This window comes from Vibrio sp. MMG023 (assembly GCF_021654215.1).
In the GTDB taxonomy this organism is placed as follows: Bacteria; Pseudomonadota; Gammaproteobacteria; order Enterobacterales; family Vibrionaceae; genus Vibrio; species Vibrio jasicida.
Genome location: NZ_JAKFZP010000001.1, coordinates 340927 through 366715, shown reverse-complemented (window position 1 = coordinate 366715; position 25789 = coordinate 340927). Strand labels below are relative to the sequence as shown.

Below are 25789 nucleotides of genomic sequence, written 5' to 3'. Positions count from 1 at the left end.
GGAGAACGACACGAACTGGGAAGGTTACAGTGAACAAAAGCATCAAAGTAGTATTAGTCATGTCGATACTAATATTAACCGAATTCCTTGCGACTGAGTTGAGTCGAATTAATAACCAAAAAGAATCTGCAAATGTAATCAGTACGATAAACAAAGAGATGAAGAAGGTTTTTAATGACGCGTTAATCACGGCTGAAGTCTTGAAAGAAGTCGTGGTGCTTTCTGAAGACAGCAGCATCTCACTTGAAGCGTTTAACAAACTGAGCCGAACTCTGTTGTTTTCCTATAGCAACGTTGATTCTTTGCTCTATTTGCCACAAGGCGTCGTGACGCTTGTCTACCCATACGACGAAAACAAACGAGCGATTGGTCACAATGTGCTTCAAGATCAAAGCAGAAGGCTAGGAGCAGAGCAGTCGATTAATTGTCGTAAAAATACGGTAATTGGTCCGGTTAAGCTTGTTCAGAATGGTAAGCAAGCCTTTATCCTTCGTAAAGCAATTACTAATGAATCTGGATTTATTGGTTTTTCGTCTTCCATTATTTATTTAGAAACCATTCTAAATTCATTAGAAAGCATTCTGGAAGATAAAAATATATCTAATTATTCGATTGTTGGGTTCGATCCGGATAATCGTAATTTTCATGAAAAAGTGATCAGTAGTAAAGGTCATATTGATTGTGATGTTGATATCAGCATAGTGACAATATTTAATACCAACTGGCAGGTCTCAATTTCACAAAGCGACTCGGGATTACTGGCTAGAGCCGCTATATTCTCGACGTTGTTTATTACATTGCTTTTAATCATGTCTCCCGTGAAGTTTTTCAATCAGTATCGACGGTCTGAAAAACAGCGTTTCGATCTACAAAACGAAGCATACACAGACTTCCTTACTGGCTTGTTGAATCGCCGTGGCTTAGAAAATCGATTTTATGCGTTAAAAGAGCAAGAGGTTTCCGGTTCTATTGCCGTTTTTGATATCGACTTCTTTAAAGCCATCAATGATACCTACGGCCACGAAATTGGCGATGTGGTTCTGGTTCAGTTTGCTTTACTGTGTGGGGCGAAGACCGATTTGAATTTTACTTTGTCACGTACTGGTGGCGAGGAATTTGTTCTTCTTATGCCTGGTATTAAGAGCTCAGAAGCAATGTTGTTCTGTGAGGAGCTTCGACAAGAGGTCGCTGCTACTCCAATTCTTATTAATGATTTGAAGATAGAAATCACCGTGAGTATTGGTGTTGCTCATTTTGATTCTGCTGATGGTATAAGAATCGCTTTAGCTGAAGCGGATGAAGCGCTATACAAAGCTAAGCAATCTGGCAGAAATCGGGTTTACGTGAAAGCTTGATAAAGCCCTCGGATATTGGTAGTAAAGCTGGTCTGATGAGTTCTTGTATCCTAGATGTGCGGTAGCCATTTCTACTACAATGCTCGGCCTTTTAAGCAAGACCTCTCGGGCAAAGTAAAGTGAGTAAGCAGTACACTTGTGACGATTTGGTATTCGACATCGAAAAGATGAGCGTCAGAAAAGATCGTTTAGAACGTTCATTAAATTACAACGAATGTCTTTTATTTAAAGCGTTTCTGGACAATGCAAGTCAAGTTCTTGATAAAGAAACGCTCAAACAAGTAGGGTGGCCGGATACCATTGTAACGGACTCTTCCCTGCAAAAGTCGGTGCAAAAGCTGAGGCTTGCCATTGCTATCTCTGATTGCGTAGAGCTACGAACCATTGCGGGTGTCGGATACATGCTCTATTGCAGCTGTGCGGGAGCCCATGAATCAACGTCAACTCGTCGTGCTTTCAATTCACTTACGTTAGCGAAAGCCTTGCTGGCGTCTGTTTCTCTAGTTCTCATAGTGTTGTCTTTCTTCAATTTCTCTAGGGTCACCAACACGCATTTGGTTTCTTATCGCCATGATGGTTATGAGATCATGGAACTCAACCACCATCGGGTACTTAAGCCAAAAGGGATGGTATTACCATTGAAGATAGAATCTTTAATTGAACATTCCAAATGTGATTGTTTCTATTCTGTGGCACAAACAGAAGGACTTTACACCCTATCGGTTTACGACAACGTGCACCGACGTAGCGAGAACTATCTGTTTGAAGTGGAGACACTCCCCAAGGTAATTAAGGAGCTCGGATGATACGCATTTTGAGACCTTGGATTGGTTTGTTTTTACTCGCTTCTATGCTTTACAGTGTTTCGTTGTACGTGAGTGGTAAGAAGCTTCTGCTTAGTGGAAGATACACCACCACCGTACAACAATACTCAGCGGACAACGGTGTTTGGAAAGAACGCATAGAAGTTGATTTAAATAACGAAAACCTAGAGTCAACGATATCCATAGAGGGAGATGGTCTAGAGGGCGTTGCGCTCTTTGCGGTCACAGGTAAAATCACCAAGTCATTTAATGGCGAATTTGAGTTTTTCTATAAGACTGAGCCGATTCAAACGACTAAGGTATTGGATGGTTACCAAGCGGCGAGCTACAGCTCCCTGTTTCTTTCTGGTACGTCTAAGAACCAACTCATCTATCACGATGAAAATCTTGATGTGATAGCGCGAGAACGAAATCACTTAATGCTGAGCCGAGTTTGGTAATTATTTACTTTTTAAAACGAAAAAACTCCCGGTTTCCCGGGAGAAGAAGCCAACTAAGGTTGTTGTTATTAGAAGTGGTATTTCACATTTGCTGTTAGCAGTACTTCGTCACCAATCTTATATGATGAAGTATGTTTCTGGCCGTTGTAGGTCTCTGAATATTCGACCTCATTTGTGTGGTGCAGGTAGCTTACTTCAGTACCCACGCTCCAAGCGTTAAAGCGGTAGTTTAGTCCTGTTTGCGCGCTCAGAACGACGCCATTTAGCTCGTCCGCACCATCAGAATCTGAGTTATACATCTCGTAGCCAAGCTTGCCACCAATGGTCCATGCCAGTTTTTGCGTGATAGGTACAAGGTAATCGTATTGCGCGTATAGCGTGCCAACTTCAAGGTCATCGTCGCTGTAGTCAAGACTTACTCCGCGGTAGTCGTAACCGATGCTGAACTGATGCGCTTGGTTAAGGATTACACCACCTTCCACGCCAAATACCATTGATGATTTTAGGTCTAGGTGCTCTTCTTTTCCGTCATATTTCGATTCAGCTTGACCACTTAAGCGTGCGCCAGCATCAATACCAACAAACGGTTCGTATTTTACTGCTGCGTTAACGTTGAACGTTGTTGCTGCTGTTAATGCTGCTAGAGCGAAAAGTGCTGCTGTCTTATTTTGCATCATGTATTTCCTAGTGTAATAGCTGCTAATTGATAACTCGTTGTTACCTTTGTGCTCTTTCACATCGTGGTGAAAGTGGTGGCTAAGCTAGATACTGATGAACAAAAAGAGAAACGAATTGCGCAGAATGTTGCGGAAAAAAGGTCAAAGTTCGTTTTTATAATAATTTATGGTTTTTTGCGCTTTGGTAAGCGGCTGAAAATTCGTACTTTTAATGCTTCCTACGCAAACCTATCGTTGTAATACGGGAAATTCCGTTGCCTGTTTTTAACTTGGCATTTAATGCCAGATTCACAGATATGCGCTTAGAACCTTGTAAATGGCGTGTGCATGCGGTTTAAATTCAAGCACATAACAAAAACAATGTGAGTGATTATGAAGTTAAAAGTGTATTTGTCGGGTGAGATCCACACCGATTGGCGTGAGCAAATCATCAAAGGCTGTGAAGCAAAAGATCTGGCTGTGTCGTTTATTTCTGCCAACACGCATCATGAATCCAGCGATGCAGCGGGCGATGGTTTGGGCTCGGAAGACAATCCTTTTTGGCGCGATCATAAATCAGCGAAAGTAAATGCGATTCGAATTCAGACCGCCATTAAGTCTTGCGACCTTGCCGTGATTCGATTTGGTGACAAATACAAGCAGTGGAATGCGGCTTTTGATGCAGGTTTCTGTGCCGCTTTAGGTAAGCCTTACATCACTTTGCATGATGAAAACATTGTCCATGCACTTAAAGAAGTTGATGCTTCAGCGCAAGCATGGGCAACAACGCCAGAACAGATCGTCGAGTTAATTGCATACACGGTGACTCCATAACTGAAAAAAAGACCTCCATCACGGAGGTCTTTTTGAATTGCGCTCTTAATATCACTAAGACAAAACTTAGATATTCACGACGACTTTACCAATCGCTTGACCACTGGCTAGACGATCATGCGCAGTGCCAGCTTGCTCAAGGGTAAACTCGTGTTCATCGAGAACCGGTTTTAGTGCGCCACATAAGACATCAACTAAGCTGTTGCGTTAGTTTCTTAGCAAGCACTAGAAAGGTGAGCCAAGTGGTTCGCCTTTTTGTGTTCAACTGCTGACGTGTTTATCGTTCTTAAGTTCGCAAGCCAATCGAGCTTGTTTATGGGCATGAACTTTCGAATTAAATCACAGACTTGATAAACGTTTTTGATAGACTGCAAAGCGATAGTTTTAGTGAGGAATACGTTTAATGCCGACCATACTTTGTTTTGGCGATTCAAATACCTGGGGCGCTGTACCGAATGAAGATCGCCGTTACGGACCAAATGAACGATGGCCATCTTTGTTACGAATGTCTCTACCGGATGGTTATGAGGTCATAGAGGAAGGGCAGCCGGGGCGAACCACTGTGCATGATGATCCTTTTGAAGGTGAGAAAAATGGCCTTCGCTATTTACGCCCTTGCTTGGAATCTCATCTGCCCGACTTGGTCATCATTATGCTCGGCACGAACGACATGAAAAACTGCTTGGGTTTATCCGCTTTCGATATCTCTCGTGGGGCAGCTCGCTTAGCGCAAGAGGTTCTTAACTTTGATAACTGGGCAAAGCGGGAAGCGCCGCAAGTTCTTTTAGTCGCGCCGCCACCCGTGCATGAGATTGGTTTCTTCGGCAGTATGTTTATTGGCGGGGCGGAGAAGTCCAAGGAATTTGGCCTTCATTATCGAAATCGAGCGGAAGAGCTGGGATGTGCATTTCTTGATGCCGGAACCGTGGTGGAATCTTGTCCCAAAGAGGGAATTCATTGGCAACAAGACCAGCATGATAAATTGGCGAAAGCACTGCAACCCATGGTGTTAGCGGCTTTTCAAAAATCATAGATGTTAAGAGATTACAGAGTAAACAGGCTTTTCGTCTAAGGAAAAGCCTGTATTGAAAGGGTTGAGAAGTAGGGCGAGTATGCCTGCGCCCTAAAGGCGGTGACGTAAGCAGCTTGGTGCTTTATCCATGCGTAGAGTGTTTACGCCAAGGCTAAACCGCTGTCTGGGCTTTCGTGTGCTGGAACTTTATGTGTCCTTGCGGGACTGCCTTTTACGTGCGCCCACATCCGCAACATTGGACGCTTTGCAACAACCTCCGCCTTTGATCGGCCTACGTGAAAACATCACACCAACTGCGAGCATCGCAATACAACTTAGGAAAATAAGAACGGTAAGAACTAAAGTCATAACACCACCTCTTATAAATCGCTGTATTGTCATCTTTCTCCAATTTTATAAACAAAGCAATGGTCGTTTTGTAACCACTTATTATTTTTGTCAATAGTCAGACCTTTGCTGTATCTTAGCAGTTTACTCTTTCAGTTCTGGAACAAGGTTTTCCAAAGCCTTTATCTGACGACTGACCACGATGGTCTTTATGAAAAATTTGGTTGGGATAGAATAGAGAACGCTTACGACCCGTCTGGTTATGTGACAAAGGTGTACCGTAAGTCTTTAGAAAACATCTAGAATCAACTGGAGTAGGTTTCTAGAATGTCGATTAATTAGTGTCCGAAGTAAGCAAGGAAGCGAAAATGCTATGGATTGTGACAAAGTACTTAACCACCGCCGCGATTGTGGTGCTCATTTCTGAAGTCGCGAAGCGAAGTGATAGGTTAGGTGCGCTTGTGGCTGCATTGCCAACCGTGACCATATTGGCGTTGGTATGGATGTATATCGAAGGGCAAGGCACAGAGAAGCTGTCTAACCACGCGTTTTATACCTTTTGGTTTGTTGTACCAACACTGCCAATGTTTCTTCTTTTCCCTTATCTGTTGAGCAAGTATTCCTTTTGGATTACCTTGCTTATTAGTTGTGTTGTATCCGTAATTTGTTTTGCGATAACGAATTTGATCGCGAAACAATTTGGTATCAACTTGCTTTAAGCTCGTCTTCCTTTTGGTTTTGTATCCATTGGCGAGGTGACATACCAGATACATTTTGGAAAGCACGAGAAAAGCCCGAGTAGCTGTTGTATCCCACCTCGTCAGACACCCAGTTGAGCGGTTTACTTTGTAGTAATAAAGATTGGGCGACGGATACACGCCATTTTTGTACATAATCTCCCGGAGTTTCCCCAACCGCTTGTTTGAACGTCTCAATAAACTGAGTGCGAGACATGGCCGCCAATGACGCCAGTTCATTTAGATGAAAATGACGGGCAGGGAGCTGATGAATGGCGGTCATAACGGGAGCTAGACGTGGGTGAGCGAGCGCAGCAAACAAGCCGTGTTCAATTTGCTTTTCCTCGATAAGATAACGAAAGATCAAAGCCATTAAGGTATCGCTCAGCTTATCCAATAAAAACTCTTGTCCGATGCCATTTCCTCTTGCTTCCGAAGACAGCATATCCAAGACCGGAGTTAGGTTCGGCACTGCGTTAAAAGGGATAACGACGACATCCGGCAAGACAGACAATAGAGGGTTGATCTGCCCACCTCGATAATCCACATTGGCGCAAACCAATTCTGTTTCTTCGTTTCCTTCAATTCTATGCGGCGTATTGTTTGGCAGATAAACGATGCAAGGCTCTGTTAGCTTTTGAGCCTTCTCGTTTGCGCTTGTCAGTATCAATTCACCAGCATTCAAAACATGCAAATGGCCTCGGTTATGCTGCTCTGCTTGGAACGAGGAGATGCCACACAAGTGTCCAGAATAAAAAACGCCTGTGCGTATTGAGAAGTGCTTCATCAGCTGTGACAACAGATCCATGTTACCTCCGAACGATTCGCGTACTTTTTTGGTCTTTTGTCCCTTTATAGACCGGAAGAGTTGGCTAATTTATTCACACAAGGCAAACAAACACAGACAAGGAGCTTACTATGTCACGCATTAAATCAACTGGTCGAAAACTCACTTTAATTACCGCTTTACTCGGAACCAGTTTTTCACTGATGGCTGCGGATGTGGGCATGAGCGTTGATGCAAATGATCTCGCTATCAAGGGTTACGATCCGGTGGCTTACTTCACGGATAATGGCCCAGCTCAAGGGAAGGCCGAATATTCAGCTACGTACAACAATGCGATTTATCACTTTGTGAACGCAGCAAACCGAGACCAGTTCAAAGCTGATCCTCAAGCGTATGCGCCGCAATACGGTGGTTACTGTGCATTTGGTGTTGCTATGGGCAAGAAGTTTGAAACGGACCCTGAGGCTTGGAAGATTGAAGGTGGCAAACTCTACCTAAACTTGGATAAATCGGTGCAGAAGCGCTGGCTAGAAGATACGCAAGGCTTTATTCAAGGCGCCAACACCAACTGGACAACGATTAAAGTTGTTGGTGCAGATAAGCTGTAACGGACGTCGTTTTTATCCTTTCCTCACATATTTAAGGCGAGCCAATTGGTTCGCCTTTGTGTATTGGCTCGAGGGAACGGACGTTTATAAGTTGTTATTTACCCAAGGTTGAAGCGATACATTTGTCACGAAAATTGACTTATTCTCAATCGAATTAGTTAGATAGGTTGTTTTATAAATGCAGATAGGATTATTGTTGTCGAATGATAATTTATATCAATAACAATCAGTTGGAACCTATCAGACATGAAAAACAATCTTCTAAAAAAACTTAAAGTGCTCTGCGTTATTGCAATGGCTTCTTTGACAGTGGGATGTTCATCTATGGATGCACATGCGAGAGGGGGTTACGGTAAACCATTTTCAGGTACGGCGTTGTCCGTTGCGCGCCAGCCATGCTTCTTGGATGGTTCAGCCATGTCTTACGCTTTATATCCTATTTCTTTTGTGGATATGCCTTTGTCATTGGTTACTGATCTTGTATTCCTGCCTGCTGATTTAATCATGTTATTTACTCCAACGACCAGTTACGGCAGTGTTTTGTCACAAGGCTGCCCAAGTGGCAGTATGATTTAGTTGCTTTGCTTCATTCCATTATTAACTTTTAGGAATAATCGTTATAACTTCCAGCACTAAAGGGCTGCGGATAATATTGGATCCAGTTGTTAAGAATATTCCTACAAACCTTTAATTCTGGAGGGAAAGCAAATGAAGAAAGCTCTAATTTGCGTAGCGCTAACTTTACCTGCATTTCACGTGTTCTCTGCACCAACAGACATCAATTCGCTTGAACGCATCGACTACGGAAACTATCAGTTTTACCAACCATACATTGAAACAGTACACACGGTAGATTTGATTGCACCGCCACCAGCAGAAGGCAGCAAACAAGATCTCGAAGACAAGCGTGTGGGTGCTATCGACTTTTCAGTTGATGACCCAGCGAGAATGGCTCAAGCGACACAAGACGCGCGTATTACTCCAGAATACTTTGCCAAGATATATGGTGATGTTCTAGGCGTGAAGATTACTAAGGAAGACACTCCGGCTATGTATACCGTTTTAGGGCGCAGCATCGCTTCTTTTGGTCTTGCGACATCTGACTCTAAAAAGCACTACAACAAAGCGCGTCCATTTGCGGTAAACGGCTTACCTTCTTGTACACCTTATGCCGAAGACTACTTATCTAAAGATGGATCTTACCCTTCTGGTCATACTGCATCAGGCTATGGGGTTTCACTCGTTGCGGCCGCAATTGCGCCGAACAATGCAAAAGCACTGACAGAGAGAGGGGCGGATTACGGCTACAGCCGAGTCGTTTGTAACGCACACTGGATGAGTGATGTAGAAGCAGGGCAAAAAGTGGCGCACATCGTGTTTGATAAGCTCAAGGCAGATAAACAATTTGCTGAAGACTTACAAGCTGCGCAACAAGAGTACATCGCGCTAACCCAATAACGACAAATCGATACAGATACAGGCGGCCACAGTGCCGCCTTTTTCATTTTTAGCTCTTGCTATATAGACTTCAAACAACGGCTGAAATCATTTCTTGACCTTAAGTTAGCTTGAGGTTTTATCTTCGTAACCTCAAACACAACCCACACAAATCGGTAAGAAACCAATTAGAAAAGGAACTTCTATGAATCTAAATCAAGTGCTGTTAACCGTTAAAGACATCAAGTCATCTATCGAGTTTTATCAAACGCTAGGATTCAACCTGATTGTTGAAACAGAAAACTATGCGCGCTTTGAGTGCGTTGAAGGAGATGCCACTTTTTCACTTTATCTCGGTGATCCAGAATCAAAAAGCAACAGCGTGATCTATTTTGAACACAAAAATCTTGATGCGTTAGTTGATAGTTTAAAGAGAAAAGGCATCGAGTTTGTTCAAGAACCTACAGACAAAGATTATCTGTGGAGGGAAGCAATGCTTAACGACCCATCAGGTAATGAGCTAAAGCTGTATTGGGCTGGAGAGAACCGAAAGAATCCGCCTTGGCGAGTCGCTAACAATTAAGATTCCTAAGCATATTAGCAGAGGTGAGCGAGGCAGTGCGTGCTCACCTTTAACAGGGTTTCTGTTGCCAATTGACTACTACTAATGTACATGTCTGCTCGACAAATCGACATCACCGAGAACGCGTTCATGGGATAGATCGCCAGATAACTCTGCTTTGCAAATTTGCAGGTTTTTATAAAACACACCTTTCGTTGCAGGGTGAATTCGTTATGATGAATCCTAGTTCAGTAGTCGAAACGCGAGGGTTGTGTGTTAGTAGAACAGTGGATAGACATCGAAGGCGACAAGTTGTATTGCTTGTCCACGCCAATCATAGAATCTCAAGAAACATTAGTGCTTATCCATGGTTTGGGGGAATCACATTTGTGCTTCGCCGATGCACTGGATTGGCTACCCAACTACAACCTAGTCATGTTTGATTTATGTGGTTATGGTTATTCTCCAGCTTCCAATAGATCTCATGCAACGGATGTTCAAGCCAAACGAATTTTAAAGGCTTTAGAGCAGTTAGATATAAAACAATGCTTCCTTCTTGGGCATTCTTGGGGTGGTGATACATCTACTTTAGTGTGTCACTACGACAGTAAAGGCATCATACGCGGCTTCATTAATGCTGAAGGTGGATTGCATGAGGAGAGTATTATCTTATCTCAAATCATCGCTGAGCATTACGTGAAACTAAATAAGCCTGAATTCCAAGCGTGGGTCAAAGGGGAAGGTTTTGCAAAGCGTTTTACGATGTCTTGGAAGCATGGAGCAGGTATAAAATACCTTTCCTCATTGAGACGGTGTGAACCAATAGTATTGGGTGAAACGGCCAGTGAGATTTATGCGCAACACAGTACAAAGGATGGAAGAGGTGTTGTGGAGTGGGGGCAAATCTATGAGAACTTATCGATTCCAAAAGTTTATTTTTGGGGAACACAGAGTTTAGCGGGATGCCATCGCGCTATCGATTTTATATCTTCGATTAACAATGTTGCATTTGAAGGTGCCAATCATTGGGTTCAAAACGATCCTAAGACTTTTTATGTCGAGGTCGATAAGTTTATTACTGCGACAGTGAGCTAGTATTATTTACAAGGTCGTGAAGCCTTGAAAGAGGCTTCTCTTCGTCCGCTCTTTTCGAATTTAGTACGCCACACTTGTGAACGACATCCACATTTATTCATCTTGTAGCACGAAGCTAGTGGTGTCAGTTTTAAGTCGATCATACGCTGCGCCAGTTGTAAGAATTTGTAACGATAGGTGTAAGTATGGATGCGTTTTTCTTGTCACAGGTTCTCGTAGCAATTGCTATTTGTTTCGATTTGTTGTCGTTTCAATTTAAAGAGAGAAAGAAGATTGTTGCCAGCTTATTCTGTGCGGGCGTTTTAATATCAAGTCACTTTGCATTATTAGAACAATGGACAGGGGCCTCTTTAATGGGTATCGCTACTTTGCGTTATCTGACCCGCATCTTCTCTACATCTTCAAAGTTAAAATACTTCTTCTGCGGAGCGTCTGTCATTGCAACGGCGATGACGTTTACCGGTGTGACGAGCATCGTGAGTTGTTTTGGTTCTGTCTTTCAAACAGTGGCGGCATTTCAAGAGGATGATCGTCGCTTGCGTCAGCTGATGATTGTCGGCACATCCTTCTGGTTGCTTCACAACTACCTTATTGGCTCACCAACAGCCGTACTAATGGAAGTCCTGTTTATCTCCAGTAATCTCGCGGGTTATTACCGCTACTATGTTAAGAAACCTGAACTAGCATGATGATGTAATTTAATGTATCTATGTCATAAACACACGATATATAAACGCCGAGGGAGAAGGTGATGGAATCGGTCATCAAGCAGGCAATCGAGTTGCGTAAAGCATCAAAGTTTCAGGAATCTAGATCGTTACTCACTCCGTTATTTAGTGATGAAAACTACGCTGCAAAAGCACACCTGCATATTGCCTGGTCATACGACAATGAAGGCAGAGAGCAAGAGGCTATTGAGCACTATACGGCGTCTGTTGCGGGGATACTTACTGTAGAAGAAAGGTTTGATGCCTTATTTGGTTTAGCGAGTACCTACCGTAGCCTTGGAAAATACCAAGAAGCACTGAGTTACTTTGAGCAAATCATAAATGAATACCCAAATGCGCTCGAAGTTCAACCGTTTTACGCGATGTGCTTATACAACCTCGGTCGCCATAAAGAAGCGACGTCGTTGTTATTAGAGTTGCTGCTTTCAACCACGAACAGTGAGGCGATTAAAGAGTATCAGCGTGCGATATCTCTTTATGCAAAAGACTTAGACAGAACGTGGTAGAAGTAGATAGTTAGTGAAACAGTAAACAGACAATGGCACAGGCGATCTAAAAGATCGCCTGTTTTTTATCTTTGATATAGAAATAGACGCTGATAACGATGAACAAGAACGTGAAATAGTAGAAGAACGAAGACAGCGATGCGATAAAGTCGATGTGTTGTTCTATCTGTGCTTCGGTATAGTTTTGTGAGAGCAGTTTGTAGTAGTAGGCATAGAGCATACCTATCAAGCCGTAGCCCAAGTTGAACATCAAACCTTTGAAGCTTAATACCGTCGCTCGGTTGTGAGATTCTGTTTTCTTGTTCAAGTGATAGCTGATGAAAATGTTCATCGTCATGATAATAAAGATCAGAATCAGCGCAGGAATCACCCCGTAAATTGACCAACCTAAGCTTATCCAATAGTAGGTCGCCATCGTTGCGATGCCCATGACTAAAATGAACGTCTTCGGTGCCATGCTCTCTGCCAAGCGGCGGCTTTGGCCAGCTAAGATAATCTGCAAGAGGCTAATGCCAGCGCCGATTAAACCAAAGTAGATAATTGGAATATCAATCGCACGGTAGTACTGACTGTTCATGGTCAAAAACATTCGTGAAGTGTGCTCGAACAAACTGTAGTAGAGCAGATTGAACAGTACGTAAGGTGTAGATAATACCCACTTCGCGGTGTTGAGTGTGAGCTTCATGCTGGCCATGGTAGAAGCCAACTTACCTTCACTGCTTGGTATTACCTTTTTCTCTTCTCTCATGCTGAATGCGGCGTAGATGGCGATCAACGCAACAAACAATGTCGCGTAAACAGGGATGCGCATGATGTCTTGCGTGGTTTCTGGTTTTTCGAATCCAAGGAACTGATAAACGTTGGCCATAAAGTTCACGTCGTACATAGCAGCACCCACAAGCGTGACCACAATACCCACACTCGAAGCAATACGAAGCTGAATCTGCAACACTCTAGGCCACAGCTCTTCCTTGCCTTGCTCTTTCAATGTGTCGTAAGCCAACGCCTCATCTGCGCCACTTGCTAACGCCATCGCTAAGCCGCTCAGCACTCGGTTAATCAAAAACACAACGAAAACAAAAGTGGGATTCCCAGTCGGGACAAAGGCGATCATTGCGATTTCGATGAACATGACGATGGACGACAGCACCACCAGTCGTTTTCGCCCCAAGGTATCAGCAAAAGCGCCGGAAGGGACCTCCGCAAGTACAATCGTCGCTGCCCAAACAACATTGAGCATAGCGAATTGAGACAGCGTCAATCCGTAATCCAAATAGAGTAGGGTGAATACGGGGTAATAGAAGCGCGCAAAGTAACTGCTTCGGAACATGAGGAAGCAGCGAACGTTACGGATTTTGAGGATTTCTTTCAGCGTCATGAAACATTCAGCAATATGAATAACATAACGTTATGTATAAACCTTTTTTAGATTGATGGGAAAAGTTTGTGCTTTGAAATCGCGAGATTTTTCTGAATAGTCGCTATTCCTTAGTTAACGACTCAACGCGTCACCCAGTGGACGAAAGTACGCTTGAAGCGCTTCATATATCGCGTTTCTGTGGGCGATGTCGGGGTAAAGAGGCAGGGTATCCGTCTTTGTTGTGCCAGAAACTAGGTATGCGTTTTCAATACCAGAACAAGACTCCACAACGGCTTCAAATGCTCGTGCCATCATCTCGGTAGGTTGTGAAAAGTAGCTTGAACCCATCGCTTGGTCTGCTTTTACACTTCGAGACACATAGTCATGTCTATCTTGGCCGTCTAGCGTGAGCAATGTGGCGTCAAAAATCTTCAGTAATCGCTCGTTGAGTGGGTGCGGGAAATGATCGGCATTTTTCAGCCAGCAATCACTCGCAAATAAGATTTGGTGCTGCGGCCCCGAACGATCGCCAATGTCGAAAGCCTTCTCGGCAATGTAATGATCGAACGCATGCCAAAACTCATGAGCAAGCGCTCCTGCACCAGCATTCTTTGCCAAGGCTAATTCACGTTGATTCGGAGCGTAATGCGCTTGAACGCCTTTGCGGCCGCCAGTACCAAAAGCAAGGCTCAAATTACCACGAAGTCCAATCGCCGAAGGCGGTAGCGCAAGGATGTACGCTAAGTCTGCGAGAGAATCGAATATTAAGTTTGCTGCAAGGTCTTTTTCTTCTTTGTTCACCCACTTACCAATACGAATTCCGCCGATGCCAAATGTTTCTTTGATGTCGACAAACGACACCTGGTCGCCGTGGCGATAATCAGGGCCTTTACGCGTTTTGTATTTAAAACTGGTTAACTGCAAGACATGCCTCGAAGTGGTGCTGAAGGAGTGGAAACTTATACTCAAAACATAAGACGTCAGATTATACCGCAATAGAAGGCAGAGTCGGAGATTTCGTCCTATCTCGTTTTACGCAGGCTCGCGAACTTGTCCAATCCATCTACACTAAAACTAACACGCGATTTATTCGCTTTGATTTTCAATAGCTTTGATGTGATTCCACTCTATGGATTCGAGTCATCGAAATACGGATATTTTATGTGGCAAACATTTCTGGTTTTTAAGCATGATTGGGAGATTTCGCCGTGGACCCGTTAACACAAGGGTTGGTTGGGGCGTCATTGTCTCTATCAGTAAGCAAAAAACAGCACTTGGTGGCGGTAGGTGTCCTTGGAATGCTTGCCGGTATGGCACCAGATTTGGACATATTGATTCGCTCTTCCAATGATCCGCTGCTGTTTTTGCAATATCACCGACAGTTCACTCACTCATTGCTGTTTATTCCTATTGGCAGCTTACTCTGCGCTTTGGTTTTCTATCCGCTTTTTGCTAAAAGGCTTGGTTTATCGTTCACGCAAAGCTGGTGGTATTGTGCGCTCGGCTACGGTACACACGGTTTATTGGATGCGTGTACCAGTTACGGAACTCAACTTTTGTGGCCGTTTACCAACGAGCGGTTTGCGTGGAATACCGTTTCTGTTATTGACCCTGTCTTCACGCTTCCTGTTCTAATTGGCGTCGTGTTTGTTTTGCTGAAACGTAACCCTTGGTATGCGCGAATCGCGATAGTTTGGGCGTTTGCTTATCTTGCGTTCGGCATGATTCAAAGAGAAAGAGCAGAAGAAGCAGGATGGGAGCTTGCACAAGCAAGGCAACATGCTCCAGTGCGCTTAGAGGCCAAACCTACGTTCGCGAATAGTTTGGTTTGGAAAGTCATCTACGAAGCCGAGGGCCAGTATTACGTGGATGCCATAAGAGTAGGGACGACTACCAAAATCTATTCTGGAGAGTCGGTTGCCAAACTGGACGTCGGTAAAGACTTCCCTTGGTTAAGCTCAACATCGCAGCAGGCCTTAGATATTGAGCGATTTCGTTGGTTCTCTGATGGCTTTGTCGCGCGTGACCCAGACGATGAAAGGCGCATTATAGACGTGCGTTACTCAATGGTTCCAAATCAGATAAAAGCCTTGTGGGGCATCGAGCTTTCTTCATCTGCTGATGAAAACGACCATGTGGCCTACACAACACATCGAGACACTTCGCAAGAATCAAGACAAGCATTTATCGATATGCTGAAAGGCAATGACTGAGGGTGACTCTGCGTCATTAAGCGCACTGAAAGTCTTTAATCAATGTTGGCTTTTTGGAGAAGAAAAGTTTGCTAAACAAGGATTTGTATTCCCAGCCAAGAGACAGCAGTCTTTTTGCTAGGTTCTTGTTTTCAATGATGGCAACTTCAACACCTTGATAGTGATACGGGTTGTTTCTTACGTAGTTGATAAACGCCGTTAAAACCCCTTGGCCACGTACCGAAGGATCAAAGTTGATCGACACAATGGAAAAGCGCTGACTCCCCACAGGACAACGGACAAAGCAGTAACCCAACGGGTGAGTAATGGTTTCTGAAAACTCAGGGAAAGGACGAGATTCGAAGTCCTTAGATAACTCATCGTATTGCTTACAGAGGTAATGAAAAAGTTGTTTCGCTTCGTTGTTCATAATGGTGTTGCTTTGTGTTGCTGGATTTCACGGTAATTTTAACCACAGCCCGCACCACAAAATGCGGTGAACTTTCTTCAAATTGATTTCCTCTTTTCGAAAGTAATGTAATTTCAAATGAAGATTTATGATTTCTATATGGAATAGAGCAAACCGAATTTGCTACTCTGAAATTGAAATAGCTAGACAGTGAAATAGTAAGAAGAGACAGTAATAGATAGAAGCAAAGGCAACGGATTGATGGAACCAAATATGACGAACGGTACGGCACCCATTCTTTATTCTTTGCACAATTGCCCCTACGCGATTCGTGCAAGATTTGCGTTGCTCAAAGCCCAGCAATGCGTGCTTATTCGTTCTATCAAGCTCGTTAACAAGCCATCAGAAATGCTAGAGGTATCACCGAAAGGCAGTGTGCCTGTACTAGTCATTCCCAAGCGTTCTCAAATGGACACTACACCTCAAAAACAGGTACTTGAAGAAAGCTTAGACATTATGGTTTGGGCGCTTTCTGAGTGTGACCCGGATGACCTTTTGGAAAGCGGTCATCCAGAGGCATTGTCCAAGATGCTCGAAGTGATTGGAGAGTTTGAATCGCACTTTGTACCCGCGATGAACGCTTTTGGCTGTGCGAAGCGTTACCATGAAGATAATGCAGATGAACTGCGTAAAGAGTGTGAAAGGGAACTCATTACGCTTGAGTCTCTTTTAACGCAGCACTCTTTTTTGTTTTCGGAACGAGAAAGCTTGGTCGATATCGCTATTCTGCCTTTCATCCGTAAGTACGCACGTATCGATAAACAGTGGTTTAGACAAAGCCCTTACCCAAACTTAAAAGCGTGGCTGAATGGCTATATTCAAAGTCCTCAGTTCTCCAAAGTGATGAAAAACTATGACTTGTGGTTAGATGATCGGGAGGATCAATACTTTGGCAATTAAGCGCTGTTTCTAAGGCTATTTGGGCGGAATCATCTAGCACATCTTCACATTTGCAATATTAGCTTACTGCCTCATCCATTGACGATCACACCTACGACGCGCATCCTTTTACGTTCACTCAGGGCCAAGGCTCTTAATTAGCAAACAACTCGATAGCTGCGTTTAGTGCGCAGTGCTTGAACTTAAAAGGTAGCGCGTATGAACAAGATTGTTATGTTGGTGATGGGGCTGCTTTTTACCAGTCGGTTGTTTGCAAGTATTGTCCCTCACGCAAGCCAACTTGAACACGATGCGCCTATTCTTCTTCGTTCTGTGTTGCTAGTCGGTGTCGCTGGTTTCTTGATCTGGAAAGTGGTTCAGTACTTCCAGAAAAGCAAATCCTCAGAGTAACGCGCTGCTACTAGACTTTATCTACACATCCAAACAAATAAAAAGTGGTAATTGAAATCACAGCCCTTAGAATGCGCAAACTAAAAGTTAATAACTGATGTAGAGTGATTTTATGCTTCGTGATTACACATTCGATTGTCTTGTGACTATGCCACGCCATGAACTGGAAGAGTTTAGTGCTCGCATGATCAGTAAAATGGTGCCAGAAGATGTGATGAACGAACTGTTTACCTTTGACCAAGAAGAAGTAGACAGTGAAGACCGCATGTTGTCAGCGCGCCTAGATGCGATGTTACGCATGACCGCAATCGCACTAAGTGAAATTCAGCAAGCGTTTGATGATTCGGACAACGCGAAGCAAAACAGCGAGCGTATGACGCGTCTTGTGCTTTGGCACTTCTACGCAATTTCATTCCGTCTAGAAGAAGCCATCACACTTGAAACGCACTGTGAGCAAGTAGAAAAGCTGCTACAAAACACACCGACAGACGTATTCGCATGGGTGAAGACGCTAACAGAGCTTCTACACACGTACGCGGAAATCAACGCGAAGGAAAACCCAGAAGGCTAAGTCTTACTGAGGATAAAAGATATAGCATGAAAGGCGAGCCAACTGGTTCGCCTTTTTCGTGGGAAAACCACATTGTTGTATCGTCAAGCATTTGAAGGAATACACTTTACTATAGAGACCTTCCGTCCGTTGGAGTGTTGCTTAGTTTGTAAAATAAATGGAACCCAATCTTTAAAGCATTCTATGGAATCTAGATCGACAGGCTGCCCCCAGGAAGTAACAAATATATTTTGTTCGATAATGGAGGATGGTTTAGATATGTTCGCTGATAATTCAGTTGTTGAGCAGCCCGATACTATCGCAGTGCCGAAGATTATGATGTTGAGTCTTGTCATTTCTATCTATGCTTTTGGAGCGGGCAGGCATAGTACTATTTGTGTCGCTTTCTCAAGTTAGCATTTCATATTTAATACAGGTGTTGATGCTGATTCGGATCAGTACTTGAAGTCTGAACGAAGGCTCAAAGCCCGGTGCAGTTGATAATGACAAGAAAGAATGAACGCTCTATCCATTTGGTAAAAACTAGGACTGCGGTTCTTGTTGTTGATGTGTTGGTGCAAACGGACTTAAAAAACAAAGCCCGCTAGTTTCAGCGGGCTTTATGGAAGGTTACTCTAGGTGCTTAAACTGCAACGTGACAAGGCGCTGATAGAGTTCGCAGCTTTGCATTAACGACTGATGGTTGCCAAGGTCAATCAACTCGCCACCGTCTAACACCGCAATTTTATCGGCGTGCTGGATGGTTGAAAGTCGGTGAGCAATGATCAGTGTGGTACGGTCTTTCATCAGTGCTTCAAGTGCTTGTTGAACATGGTGCTCACTTTCACTGTCCAGTGCGCTGGTGGCCTCATCAAGCAAAAGGATTTTTGGATCTTTCAGAATCGCACGAGCAATCGCGATGCGCTGTTTTTGACCGCCAGACAATCTCACGCCACGTTCACCCAAAAAGCTATGGTAACCGTCCGGTAGCTTCTCAATAAACTCATGCGCGTGTGCTTTCTTCGCCGCCTCAATCACTTGCTCGTCAGTAGCGTCTGGATTGCCGTAACGAATGTTGTGGAATACATCGTGACTAAACAAAGCGGGTTGCTGTGGAACCAATGCCATTTGACGGCGAAGATCATTCGGTTCGAACTGTCGAATGTCTTCTCCACCAAACAATACTTGGCCTTGTTGCGGGTCGTAGAAGCGTTGCAGCAATTCGAATAAGGTCGTTTTACCAGCGCCAGAAGGGCCAACTAAAGCCAATACCTTACCTTTCTCCGCGGTCAGGTTTAACCCTTTGATAGCGGGTTGATCGGGGCGAGAAGGGTAGTTGAAGTTCACTGAATCAAACGTCACTTCCGCTGGCATATCATCGGTGATCGGAAGGTGATTGCTTGGCGCGCTGATGTCGCTTTCCACTTGAAGGATCTCAATCAACCTTTCTGTTGCACCGGCGGCTCTTTGTAGTTCCCCCATGACTTCGGAAATCGTTGCCATAGAAGACGCAACCATGATGGCGTAGAACACAAATGCCGCTAGATCGCCAGCAGACATCTTGCCGTGAATCACATCGCTGCCGCCAACCCAAAGCATGCCAGCAATGGCGCTAAATACAATTACGATAACGCCAGAAATCAGAATCGCGCGCTGTTTTACTCGCTGTCTACCCACCTCGTAAGCTTTTTCTACTTCGACAGCAAATGCCGCGCGTTCATGCTGCTCTGAGCTAAAGCTTTGAACCGTTTTGATGTGCTCAATCGCTTCGCCTGCGTAGCTGCCGACATCGGCCATGGTGTCTTGGCTTTGGCGTGATAGGGCACGTACTCGTCTCCCATAAACCAAAATCGGAACCAGCACGAATGGTACAGAAGCCAGCACAATCAAAGTGAGCTTAAAGTTTGTTGCGAACAACATGATGATCGCACCAATACACATAAGTGCGCTGCGCATCGCCATAGAAAACGACGACCCAATAATGCTTTGCAGCAACGTCGTGTCAGTGGTGAGGCGAGACATAATATCGCCGCTACTATTGGTCTCAAAATAACTAGGATGCAGCGTAATCACGTGGTTAAACACTGCAAGACGAATGTCTGCGCTGACGCGTTCGCCCACAGAAGAAACCAGATAGAAACGGAAGAACGTTCCCACCGCGATACACAGCGTCACACCGACGATAAATTGAATCGCATTGGTGAGCTCTTGCAGCGACTGTTGAGCAAAGCCTTGGTCTATAAGAATGCGCACGCCGTAGCCGACAGATAATGTCAGGCTAGCTGTTGCGATGAGGGCAACTAAAGCCGCAGCAACGCGCCATTTATAAGGTGAAACGAAGGTGTTGAGTTTAAGAAGAATGCTGAGATTTTTATTATTTTTACTGCTCATGAGTGGCTCACAAAGCGTTATAGGTACTTGGCATAGTAAGCGACTTTGGTACGTGAAACCAGTGGTGAGTCAGATTCGATAAGAGAGAAATTCTTTGGCGGAGGCATTCAACCGATGAAACCTAATTTCTCACTTTTTATTATTGGCATATGCTAATTACAGGGCATAAAGTGACAGCCTAAGTAGATAAAGGAATTCACCATGTCAGTTGCTCGCCAAGTCTAACGCTTCTTTTCTTTGTTCTCTTTACTCATTCTGTTTTGTTCCACAGACAATCTCAATCGCAGAGGTACTTATGTCTATTCACGCTCCTAAAAACCACCAACATTGCGCAGTCTGCTGCCAGCCATTTTTCAACGCGCACGATACGATTCAATTTACGGCAATGCCGAGTGGTGGCGTGCAGGGGAAAATCGTGCCGACAGAAAAGGTTCAAGGCTATCAAGGCGTAATGCAAGGCGGTGCCATCAGCGCGCTGCACGATACTGCCATGACACACTGCCTTTTCGCACAAGATATCTGCGCAATGACGGCTAAGCTGGAGGTGCGCTTTATCAAACCGATCCCTCTCAATAGTCCTATCCGAGTGGAGGCGCATTGCATCAAGAGTAAGCGAGGTATGTATTTGCTAGAAAGCGAAATCTACGTTGGTGAGCAGTGTTACTCAAAGGCAGAAGCCAAGTTTATGCAGCAGAGTGTTGGCGTCTAATATTGATAACTTTTTGAGTACAGCAGTAAGTCATGAGAAGAGTTTAAAAGGTGCGGCAGTAACGAAGGGATAGGGAAGTGAGTCAACCTATTTGGTCAACTCACATTCTTTACTTGTGTGGCAGTGAGTGAAGAACCTAAACAGCGATGAAGTTAATCCACATACGCCACAGAGCTTGGTTCTTTATAAATGCAGTCTACTTTTGTCACACTGCCACTCGAGTCTTGATATTGAGCATAGACGACCCATAGGCCATTGGTTCGCGCGCCCATAACCGTAACCCGAGTATTTTCACCATAAGTTGAATTGTCCGTGCCAGACCCTCTACCAAAAGAGACTTGGAACTCCTTCTGGACAGCACGTTGTACTTCCATGCCGTTAAAGTCCCCCTTTGGTTGAACATGCAAAAACTCAAGCCCGCCTCCTTTTGCTTTACGGATTGCAAAGGTACAGCCGGTCAATTGAGTGGTTACCAAATAGTCAGCAGCATCATAGTGGGTGACTTTAGAAATGGAGTCGGGTTTAAGTTGTTCAAACGGAGAAACGGGGATATGAATACATTGAAGTGCTTTCGCGTTTTTAACTAACGATTTTGGGCCAAGGCGAAAACGCATCTCCTTCATCTTAACCCCCTGATTTATCCCGAAAGCGGTATCTCCATGGCTATACAAGTAAAACCTCATAGCACCTTTCGATTGGCCCGCGCTAGTAATGGATAGTGGGAAGCGAAGTAAAAACTCCTCTAAATCTCGGTCTAAAACCTGAACAGCCTGATCTAACGTTTGTGGCATAACACAGTCCTTTGTTGTTATTTATAGATTGCGTGAAATCTTATTGATTATAGTTCACAGGCATAAGCATATATGAACATATCGAATCCAATGAAATTTCTTCTTCTTTCATCGGTAGAACATGATATTGCTCGTAAGCAGGCACTGGTTATGTTGATGAAGTCGTCCGTTAGCAAAAAGACAATGTCGTTTCGCTATTTAAAAACAGAAAGGTGAACCAAACCGTTCACCTTCTTAGTTTTATTGGTTGCTGACCCAACCTTAATCGATCATCGAGCTTAACGTAGTACTCAACTCTGGGGCTTGTTAGCGGTTTTTATTTGCTCGAAAAGCTCTTCGGCCTCCGCCGTCAACAATGAGTAGGTACGTATGTCGCCTCGTCTTTGCGCTTGCATCGCTTGTTCAAGCAGCATTGAGTGGCGCTTTTTGAGTTTCTTGACAGAATTGTTTTTGAAGAAAGAAAACATAAATAAATCCTTTACTTAGAACCTTCCTTTATTACGCGGTTTGTCTGCGTTTGGTTCAAACTATAAACACCGTACTATTGTTTTGTTACGTCTTTCTTTTGTTCAATCTGCCGCCAAAAATGACAGTTTTTGACTGTTCTATGAGAGGGCTATTGGGAAAATTTCGACTTACTTTACCGATATGATTGTACTGTGGATCTCGACTAACGTCCCTGAACTGGTGAAATACAGCCTGACTTCGGGCTTGTTCTGGCTAATCGTATTGCTGGATGCAGTTGGCTGCGGGGCAATAATTCAACCTCGCGATTAAATGTAACGATACCTAAAGACAAGTCCGGCATAGAAGCAACCATGCCGGACTTTTTGTATTCGCCTTTTAAGCTTCATGTGCTTGGCGCTGCAGGTGTTCGATAAATACTGGTATCTTTTTCGCTAAATGCTTCCGAGACGCATAAAACGCATACAACACCAAATCTTCCGGTGTGTATTCCAACTCAATCATTTCCAAACAGCCTGAATTTAATTCCTCTCGGCAAAACTCAGCAGGCAGAATCGCAAAGCCCAACCCAGCCAATGCACCGGACTTGGCAAGTTGTCCGCTGTTTACCTTAAATGAAGACTTCACTCTTTGAGTTATCAGCTCTCCCCCCGAACTTTTGAAAACCCAGGGTGTTCCTTTTAAGGCGGTAAAGCTGCTCACGCACGGAACGTGCCTCAAATCTGTGATTTGGTATGGTTTCTGGCAAGCTTGCAACAGGTTAGGTGAGGCGACGACAACACTCGGCCAGCGCTTAATCTCTTTGGCGAACCAGTTGCTGTCTTCCAACTTCCCGCGATGAAAGCTTAAGATGACGTCAAACCCATCTAGTAAGTCTTCTTTTGGGCTCAAGTTTGTTTCGCAGTTCAATGAAATTGAAGGGTGTTGAACACAAAAAGAGACGACTGCCTTTGCTAGCTCTGGAGAATCTGGCATCAGAACGTTGAGCTGGCCCATGACCGTTCTAGAATGTTGAGTTACGTCTTGAAGCGCATCATTCAGTGTGTCCAGTAGCGGCTGTGTACGTAAATAAAGGTGTTCACCAGCGTCTGTCGCGCAAATTCTTCGGGTTGTTCTATCAAACAATCGCACATCAAGTTGTTCTTCCAGTAAAGCAATATGCCGACTGACATTTGATGTGGGTAGTGACAAAAACTCAGCAGCTCTCTTAAAGCTATTGTTCTCATAGACGCAGTGGAAACTCTTTAGCCATTGTGGATCAATTTTATCGAGCATCTTATTTAATCCCATTTTGTTGGATTATAAAGCCTATAAATCACACTTTATTACTGAAAATAGGTTTATACAATGCTTGCTAACTTGATTTTTGGATAAAGGTTTCCCCTATGAGTTGGTTAGAAAAGCTATTAGATAACAAGAGCATCATCAGTACGCAGAAAGCGTCAATTCCAGAAGGGGTATGGACCAAGTGTCCGTCTTGCGATCAAGTATTATATCGGCTTGCCCTCAAGGAGAACTTAGAAGTTTGCCCGAAATGCCAACATCATATGCGGATGTCTGTGCGGCATCGTTTGGATAGCTTCTTGGATAAAGGAAAGCGGATAGAGATCGGCAGTGAATATGAGCCAAAAGATCTGCTCAATTTTAAAGATAAAAAGCGCTACAAAGAACGTATTGCCCTTGCTCAAAAGAATACCGGAGAGAAAGATGCATTAGTCGCGATGAAAGGTGAGCTACTCGGTTTACCCATTGTCGCCTGTGCATTCGAGTTTTCTTTTATGGCAGGGTCGATGGGATCGGTCGTAGGTGCTCGTTTTGTTGATGCCGTCGATACGGCAATAGAAAATAATTGTGCATTAGTTTGTTTTTCAGCTTGTGGTGGCGCTCGTATGCAAGAGTCCTTAATGGCGTTAATGCAGATGGCAAAAACCAGCGCAGCATTGGCGCGTCTATCCCATGCACGCTTACCTTATATTTCGGTATTGACCGATCAAACGTTCGGTGGTGTCTCTGCAAGTTTAGCTATGCTGGGGGACATCAATATCGGTGAGCCAGAAGCAAGGATCGGGTTTGCTGGACGCCGTGTGATTGAACAAACCGTACGAGAAAATCTACCGGATGGCTTTCAACAAAGTGAGTTCCTTCTGGAGCATGGCGCTTTAGACATGATTGTCGAGAGAAGTGATATGCGAAGGAGGATAGGTGGGTTAATCGCAAAACTGACCAATAAAAATATTCAACTTGAAGAGGAGTAAGTTTCTGTAGCGTATTCCGTCAGCAAAAGGCCAAGACAAAGACTTTTCGCCAATCTATAACTGGGTTTCTTTTCGTGTTTACGGTGAGCATGATCTTTGTTCTGCATAAATCATTCTTGAGCTGAATCTATGCCCAGTCGGAGGTTCCGCATGGAGGCATACGCAGAAAAGACATCGCGAAAATGCAGTTTACGCCTCCGTATTAACAAGTTACATTGTTGAAGCTTTGATTCAAAGGACAGAACAATGAGTGCCCACCTAAAACAGCTTTGTCATACCCATCTCCCTGGTAATAAAGAAGACTCTCCAGCCGAACACTTTGCGAAAATGGCAAAGTGGTGCGAGGAAAACAACGTCAATCACGATGTCTACGGCGAGGGAGAGACGATTCAAGCGTTCGAGCAAAAGGTTGCCGATCTGCTGGGTTACGAGGCAGGGCTTTTTGTTGTAACAGGGACGATGACACAGCCAACAGTGCTCGAAATTGTCACAAGACAAAAGCGTAATCCTATTGTCGCCATGCACGCATCTAGCCATATTCCAGTGCATGAAAAACAAGGTTATCAGCTTCAACATCGCTTTAATATTCTGCCAGTAGGGAACCCTTACCAAACATGGAAGCTTGAAGATCTCACTGCGTGGCCGGATGAAATCGCAGCCGTTCTTTATGAACTCCCGATGCGTGAAATTGGTGGTCAGCTACCTTCATGGCATGAACTGGAAGAAATCAAAGCGTACTGCGCCGAAAATGACATTCATCTCCACATGGATGGAGCAAGACTATGGGAAACCGCAGCGTACTATCAGAAAGAATACCGTGAGATCGCCGCTGGTTTTGATACGACCTATGTTTCACTCTACAAAGGCATCAACGGCATGGGCGGATCTATGCTGCTTGGCTCAAAGGCGTTTATTGAACTGGCTTCAATGTGGATGAAGCGACAAGGTGGCAACTTGTATCACAGAACACCTTATGTGGTATCTGCGGCAATGCAGTTTGATGAAAGGTTGTCACAAATGCCGGCTCTGTTTGAGCGAACAAAACAGCTCTACAAAATCATTGAAGAGTTCCCGTCTTTGGCGGTAAGACCGACTCAGCCTCAAGCAAACATGTTGCACCTTATCCTGCCATTTAGCTGCGAAGAGTTGAAAGAACTCCAGCACACGTTTGCCACGGAAAAGGGCATTTGGTTTGGTAACCCGCAAGTCACGGCACATCCAAATCAATCCATTGTTGAATGGTATGTTGGCGACTACCTGCTCAACCTTGATGATGACGAATTAAGGTCATTTTTCAATCAGTTACTCGGTAATAAGGCATAAACTTATCAATATGCGAGCTTATTAACACGTCACTGGCGTTACTTCATGTATTCTGAGGTCAAGCG

At 44.2% G+C, this 25789-nt stretch carries 30 protein-coding genes and 1 pseudogene; 21 read left to right on the top strand and 10 right to left on the bottom strand.

What is annotated here, in order from left to right:
* The first annotated feature begins 29 nt into the window (after positions 1–29).
* The 3 genes from L1076_RS01610 to L1076_RS01600 all read left to right on the top strand — a co-directional run bounded on the left by L1076_RS01610 (position 30) and on the right by L1076_RS01600 (position 2619).
* Positions 30–1355, top strand: coding sequence for a diguanylate cyclase (locus L1076_RS01610; RefSeq protein WP_237302994.1), 1326 nt, complete (start codon positions 30–32; stop codon positions 1353–1355).
* A gap of 119 nt (positions 1356–1474) precedes the next feature.
* Positions 1475–2161, top strand: coding sequence for a winged helix-turn-helix domain-containing protein (locus tag L1076_RS01605; protein ID WP_042604137.1), 687 nt, complete (start codon positions 1475–1477; stop codon positions 2159–2161).
* On the top strand, positions 2158–2619 hold the full coding sequence (locus L1076_RS01600; protein WP_042604138.1) for a hypothetical protein: 462 nt from the start codon (positions 2158–2160) through the stop codon (positions 2617–2619). The genes L1076_RS01605 and L1076_RS01600 overlap by 4 nt, the downstream gene beginning before the upstream one ends.
* 68 nt (positions 2620–2687) lie before the next feature.
* Here the strand turns inward: L1076_RS01600 and L1076_RS01595 are convergent, their stop codons facing one another.
* Positions 2688–3293, bottom strand: a complete 606-nt coding sequence (locus L1076_RS01595) for a transcriptional regulator (RefSeq protein WP_237303270.1) — start codon at positions 3291–3293, stop codon at positions 2688–2690.
* A 375-nt stretch (positions 3294–3668) separates the two neighbouring features.
* Between L1076_RS01595 and L1076_RS01590 the strand changes: the two genes are divergently transcribed.
* Positions 3669–4109: a YtoQ family protein gene (locus tag L1076_RS01590; RefSeq protein WP_042604139.1), complete on the top strand. Its 441-nt coding sequence runs from the start codon at positions 3669–3671 to the stop codon at positions 4107–4109.
* Positions 4110–4175: 66 nt separating this feature from the next.
* Here the strand turns inward: L1076_RS01590 and L1076_RS26960 are convergent.
* A pseudogene (locus L1076_RS26960) lies at positions 4176–4277 on the bottom strand (zinc-binding dehydrogenase); the annotation flags it as partial.
* A 235-nt stretch (positions 4278–4512) separates the two neighbouring features.
* Here L1076_RS26960 and L1076_RS01580 point away from each other — a divergent pair.
* Both L1076_RS01580 and L1076_RS01575 read left to right on the top strand, forming a co-directional pair.
* Complete coding sequence (locus tag L1076_RS01580) at positions 4513–5142, top strand: SGNH/GDSL hydrolase family protein (protein ID WP_237302993.1); 630 nt, start codon at positions 4513–4515, stop codon at positions 5140–5142.
* Positions 5143–5837: 695 nt separating this feature from the next.
* On the top strand, positions 5838–6188 hold the full coding sequence (locus L1076_RS01575; RefSeq protein WP_005440716.1) for a DUF3147 family protein: 351 nt from the start codon (positions 5838–5840) through the stop codon (positions 6186–6188).
* Here L1076_RS01575 and L1076_RS01570 read toward each other — a convergent pair.
* On the bottom strand, positions 6175–7014 hold the full coding sequence (locus L1076_RS01570) for an AraC family transcriptional regulator (RefSeq protein WP_237302992.1): 840 nt from the start codon (positions 7012–7014) through the stop codon (positions 6175–6177). The two genes, L1076_RS01575 and L1076_RS01570, sit on opposite strands and share 14 nt — an antisense overlap.
* Positions 7015–7124: 110 nt before the next feature.
* Here L1076_RS01570 and L1076_RS01565 point away from each other — a divergent pair, with 110 nt between their 5' ends.
* From L1076_RS01565 to L1076_RS01535, 7 genes are all read left to right on the top strand, one after another.
* Positions 7125–7601 (top strand): YHS domain-containing (seleno)protein, encoded by a 477-nt coding sequence (locus L1076_RS01565; protein ID WP_237302991.1) that lies wholly within the window; start codon positions 7125–7127, stop codon positions 7599–7601.
* A 324-nt stretch (positions 7602–7925) separates the two neighbouring features.
* Positions 7926–8177 carry a YceK/YidQ family lipoprotein gene (locus L1076_RS01560; protein ID WP_237302990.1) on the top strand — a complete coding sequence of 84 codons (252 nt, stop codon included), beginning with the start codon at positions 7926–7928 and terminating at the stop codon, positions 8175–8177.
* 132 nt (positions 8178–8309) lie between these two features.
* Positions 8310–9059: a phosphatase PAP2 family protein gene (locus tag L1076_RS01555; protein ID WP_039839456.1), complete on the top strand. Its 750-nt coding sequence runs from the start codon at positions 8310–8312 to the stop codon at positions 9057–9059.
* Positions 9060–9243: 184 nt separating this feature from the next.
* Positions 9244–9621 (top strand): VOC family protein, encoded by a 378-nt coding sequence (locus tag L1076_RS01550; RefSeq protein ID WP_045405248.1) that lies wholly within the window; start codon positions 9244–9246, stop codon positions 9619–9621.
* 252 nt (positions 9622–9873) lie between these two features.
* Positions 9874–10695, top strand: a complete 822-nt coding sequence (locus L1076_RS01545; RefSeq protein ID WP_045405249.1) for an alpha/beta fold hydrolase — start codon at positions 9874–9876, stop codon at positions 10693–10695.
* Between the two features lie 185 nt (positions 10696–10880).
* On the top strand, positions 10881–11384 hold the full coding sequence (locus L1076_RS01540) for a YgjV family protein (protein ID WP_237302989.1): 504 nt from the start codon (positions 10881–10883) through the stop codon (positions 11382–11384).
* Positions 11385–11446: 62 nt separating this feature from the next.
* Positions 11447–11929 (top strand): tetratricopeptide repeat protein, encoded by a 483-nt coding sequence (locus L1076_RS01535; RefSeq protein ID WP_237302988.1) that lies wholly within the window; start codon positions 11447–11449, stop codon positions 11927–11929.
* A gap of 46 nt (positions 11930–11975) precedes the next feature.
* On the opposite strand, the gene L1076_RS01530 is transcribed toward L1076_RS01535, so the two are convergent.
* Positions 11976–13307 carry an MFS transporter gene (locus tag L1076_RS01530; RefSeq protein WP_237302987.1) on the bottom strand — a complete coding sequence of 444 codons (1332 nt, stop codon included), beginning with the start codon at positions 13305–13307 and terminating at the stop codon, positions 11976–11978.
* Between the two features lie 114 nt (positions 13308–13421).
* Positions 13422–14213 (bottom strand): CLCA_X family protein, encoded by a 792-nt coding sequence (locus tag L1076_RS01525; protein ID WP_237302986.1) that lies wholly within the window; start codon positions 14211–14213, stop codon positions 13422–13424.
* A 284-nt stretch (positions 14214–14497) separates the two neighbouring features.
* Here L1076_RS01525 and L1076_RS01520 point away from each other — a divergent pair, with 284 nt between their 5' ends.
* Positions 14498–15502, top strand: a complete 1005-nt coding sequence (locus tag L1076_RS01520; RefSeq protein ID WP_237302985.1) for a metal-dependent hydrolase — start codon at positions 14498–14500, stop codon at positions 15500–15502.
* A 16-nt stretch (positions 15503–15518) separates the two neighbouring features.
* Here L1076_RS01520 and L1076_RS01515 read toward each other — a convergent pair whose 3' ends face one another.
* Positions 15519–15911, bottom strand: coding sequence for a hypothetical protein (locus L1076_RS01515; RefSeq protein ID WP_078609420.1), 393 nt, complete (start codon positions 15909–15911; stop codon positions 15519–15521).
* 252 nt (positions 15912–16163) lie between these two features.
* On the opposite strand from L1076_RS01515, the gene L1076_RS01510 reads away from it, so the two are divergent.
* The 3 genes from L1076_RS01510 to L1076_RS01500 all read left to right on the top strand — a co-directional run bounded on the left by L1076_RS01510 (position 16164) and on the right by L1076_RS01500 (position 17811).
* Positions 16164–16850, top strand: coding sequence for a glutathione S-transferase (locus tag L1076_RS01510; RefSeq protein WP_237302984.1), 687 nt, complete (start codon positions 16164–16166; stop codon positions 16848–16850).
* 198 nt (positions 16851–17048) lie between these two features.
* On the top strand, positions 17049–17240 hold the full coding sequence (locus L1076_RS01505) for a hypothetical protein (protein WP_009704524.1): 192 nt from the start codon (positions 17049–17051) through the stop codon (positions 17238–17240).
* Between the two features lie 112 nt (positions 17241–17352).
* Positions 17353–17811 carry a hypothetical protein gene (locus L1076_RS01500; RefSeq protein ID WP_009704523.1) on the top strand — a complete coding sequence of 153 codons (459 nt, stop codon included), beginning with the start codon at positions 17353–17355 and terminating at the stop codon, positions 17809–17811.
* A 609-nt stretch (positions 17812–18420) separates the two neighbouring features.
* Here the strand turns inward: L1076_RS01500 and L1076_RS01495 are convergent.
* A complete protein-coding gene (locus L1076_RS01495) occupies positions 18421–20181 on the bottom strand; it encodes an ABC transporter ATP-binding protein/permease (protein WP_237302983.1) in 1761 nt (586 codons plus the stop codon).
* Between the two features lie 295 nt (positions 20182–20476).
* On the opposite strand from L1076_RS01495, the gene L1076_RS01490 reads away from it, so the two are divergent.
* The gene (locus L1076_RS01490) at positions 20477–20890 is read left to right on the top strand and encodes a PaaI family thioesterase (protein WP_186174801.1); all 414 of its coding nucleotides are present in this window, start codon (positions 20477–20479) and stop codon (positions 20888–20890) included.
* A gap of 152 nt (positions 20891–21042) precedes the next feature.
* Here the strand turns inward: L1076_RS01490 and L1076_RS01485 are convergent, their stop codons facing one another.
* Both L1076_RS01485 and L1076_RS01480 read right to left on the bottom strand, forming a co-directional pair.
* Positions 21043–21681: a hypothetical protein gene (locus L1076_RS01485; protein ID WP_042602829.1), complete on the bottom strand. Its 639-nt coding sequence runs from the start codon at positions 21679–21681 to the stop codon at positions 21043–21045.
* 290 nt (positions 21682–21971) lie between these two features.
* The gene (locus L1076_RS01480; protein ID WP_237302982.1) at positions 21972–22148 is read right to left on the bottom strand and encodes a DUF6435 family protein; all 177 of its coding nucleotides are present in this window, start codon (positions 22146–22148) and stop codon (positions 21972–21974) included.
* A 181-nt stretch (positions 22149–22329) separates the two neighbouring features.
* On the opposite strand from L1076_RS01480, the gene L1076_RS26955 reads away from it, so the two are divergent.
* Complete coding sequence (locus L1076_RS26955) at positions 22330–22458, top strand: hypothetical protein (RefSeq protein ID WP_275424150.1); 129 nt, start codon at positions 22330–22332, stop codon at positions 22456–22458.
* A 66-nt stretch (positions 22459–22524) separates the two neighbouring features.
* On the opposite strand, the gene L1076_RS01475 is transcribed toward L1076_RS26955, so the two are convergent.
* Complete coding sequence (locus L1076_RS01475) at positions 22525–23421, bottom strand: LysR family transcriptional regulator (RefSeq protein ID WP_237302981.1); 897 nt, start codon at positions 23419–23421, stop codon at positions 22525–22527.
* A 110-nt stretch (positions 23422–23531) separates the two neighbouring features.
* On the opposite strand from L1076_RS01475, the gene accD reads away from it, so the two are divergent.
* Both accD and L1076_RS01465 read left to right on the top strand, forming a co-directional pair.
* A complete protein-coding gene (accD, locus tag L1076_RS01470; protein ID WP_237302980.1) occupies positions 23532–24401 on the top strand; it encodes an acetyl-CoA carboxylase, carboxyltransferase subunit beta in 870 nt (289 codons plus the stop codon).
* 246 nt (positions 24402–24647) lie between these two features.
* The gene (locus L1076_RS01465; RefSeq protein ID WP_237302979.1) at positions 24648–25724 is read left to right on the top strand and encodes a beta-eliminating lyase-related protein; all 1077 of its coding nucleotides are present in this window, start codon (positions 24648–24650) and stop codon (positions 25722–25724) included.
* Positions 25725–25789 lie beyond the last annotated feature (65 nt).

Excerpts from the sequence above, each read along its gene's own strand:
- L1076_RS01600 (WP_042604138.1), top strand. The coding sequence starts at position 2,158 with ATGATACGCATTTTGAGACCTTGGATTGGTTTGTTTTTACTCGCTTCT.
- L1076_RS01595 (WP_237303270.1), bottom strand. The coding sequence starts at position 3,293 with ATGCAAAATAAGACAGCAGCACTTTTCGCTCTAGCAGCATTAACAGCA.
- L1076_RS01590 (WP_042604139.1), top strand. The coding sequence starts at position 3,669 with ATGAAGTTAAAAGTGTATTTGTCGGGTGAGATCCACACCGATTGGCGT.
- L1076_RS01580 (WP_237302993.1), top strand. The coding sequence starts at position 4,513 with ATGCCGACCATACTTTGTTTTGGCGATTCAAATACCTGGGGCGCTGTA.
- L1076_RS01575 (WP_005440716.1), top strand. The coding sequence starts at position 5,838 with ATGCTATGGATTGTGACAAAGTACTTAACCACCGCCGCGATTGTGGTG.
- L1076_RS01570 (WP_237302992.1), bottom strand. The coding sequence starts at position 7,014 with ATGGATCTGTTGTCACAGCTGATGAAGCACTTCTCAATACGCACAGGC.
- L1076_RS01565 (WP_237302991.1), top strand. The coding sequence starts at position 7,125 with ATGTCACGCATTAAATCAACTGGTCGAAAACTCACTTTAATTACCGCT.
- L1076_RS01560 (WP_237302990.1), top strand. The coding sequence starts at position 7,926 with ATGGATGCACATGCGAGAGGGGGTTACGGTAAACCATTTTCAGGTACG.
- L1076_RS01555 (WP_039839456.1), top strand. The coding sequence starts at position 8,310 with ATGAAGAAAGCTCTAATTTGCGTAGCGCTAACTTTACCTGCATTTCAC.
- L1076_RS01550 (WP_045405248.1), top strand. The coding sequence starts at position 9,244 with ATGAATCTAAATCAAGTGCTGTTAACCGTTAAAGACATCAAGTCATCT.
- L1076_RS01540 (WP_237302989.1), top strand. The coding sequence starts at position 10,881 with ATGGATGCGTTTTTCTTGTCACAGGTTCTCGTAGCAATTGCTATTTGT.
- L1076_RS01535 (WP_237302988.1), top strand. The coding sequence starts at position 11,447 with ATGGAATCGGTCATCAAGCAGGCAATCGAGTTGCGTAAAGCATCAAAG.
- L1076_RS01530 (WP_237302987.1), bottom strand. The coding sequence starts at position 13,307 with ATGACGCTGAAAGAAATCCTCAAAATCCGTAACGTTCGCTGCTTCCTC.
- L1076_RS01515 (WP_078609420.1), bottom strand. The coding sequence starts at position 15,911 with ATGAACAACGAAGCGAAACAACTTTTTCATTACCTCTGTAAGCAATAC.
- L1076_RS01510 (WP_237302984.1), top strand. The coding sequence starts at position 16,164 with ATGACGAACGGTACGGCACCCATTCTTTATTCTTTGCACAATTGCCCC.
- L1076_RS01505 (WP_009704524.1), top strand. The coding sequence starts at position 17,049 with ATGAACAAGATTGTTATGTTGGTGATGGGGCTGCTTTTTACCAGTCGG.
- L1076_RS01500 (WP_009704523.1), top strand. The coding sequence starts at position 17,353 with ATGCTTCGTGATTACACATTCGATTGTCTTGTGACTATGCCACGCCAT.
- L1076_RS01495 (WP_237302983.1), bottom strand. The coding sequence starts at position 20,181 with ATGAGCAGTAAAAATAATAAAAATCTCAGCATTCTTCTTAAACTCAAC.
- L1076_RS01490 (WP_186174801.1), top strand. The coding sequence starts at position 20,477 with ATGTCTATTCACGCTCCTAAAAACCACCAACATTGCGCAGTCTGCTGC.
- L1076_RS01485 (WP_042602829.1), bottom strand. The coding sequence starts at position 21,681 with ATGCCACAAACGTTAGATCAGGCTGTTCAGGTTTTAGACCGAGATTTA.
- L1076_RS01480 (WP_237302982.1), bottom strand. The coding sequence starts at position 22,148 with ATGTTTTCTTTCTTCAAAAACAATTCTGTCAAGAAACTCAAAAAGCGC.
- L1076_RS26955 (WP_275424150.1), top strand. The coding sequence starts at position 22,330 with ATGATTGTACTGTGGATCTCGACTAACGTCCCTGAACTGGTGAAATAC.
- L1076_RS01475 (WP_237302981.1), bottom strand. The coding sequence starts at position 23,421 with ATGCTCGATAAAATTGATCCACAATGGCTAAAGAGTTTCCACTGCGTC.
- accD (WP_237302980.1), top strand. The coding sequence starts at position 23,532 with ATGAGTTGGTTAGAAAAGCTATTAGATAACAAGAGCATCATCAGTACG.
- L1076_RS01465 (WP_237302979.1), top strand. The coding sequence starts at position 24,648 with ATGAGTGCCCACCTAAAACAGCTTTGTCATACCCATCTCCCTGGTAAT.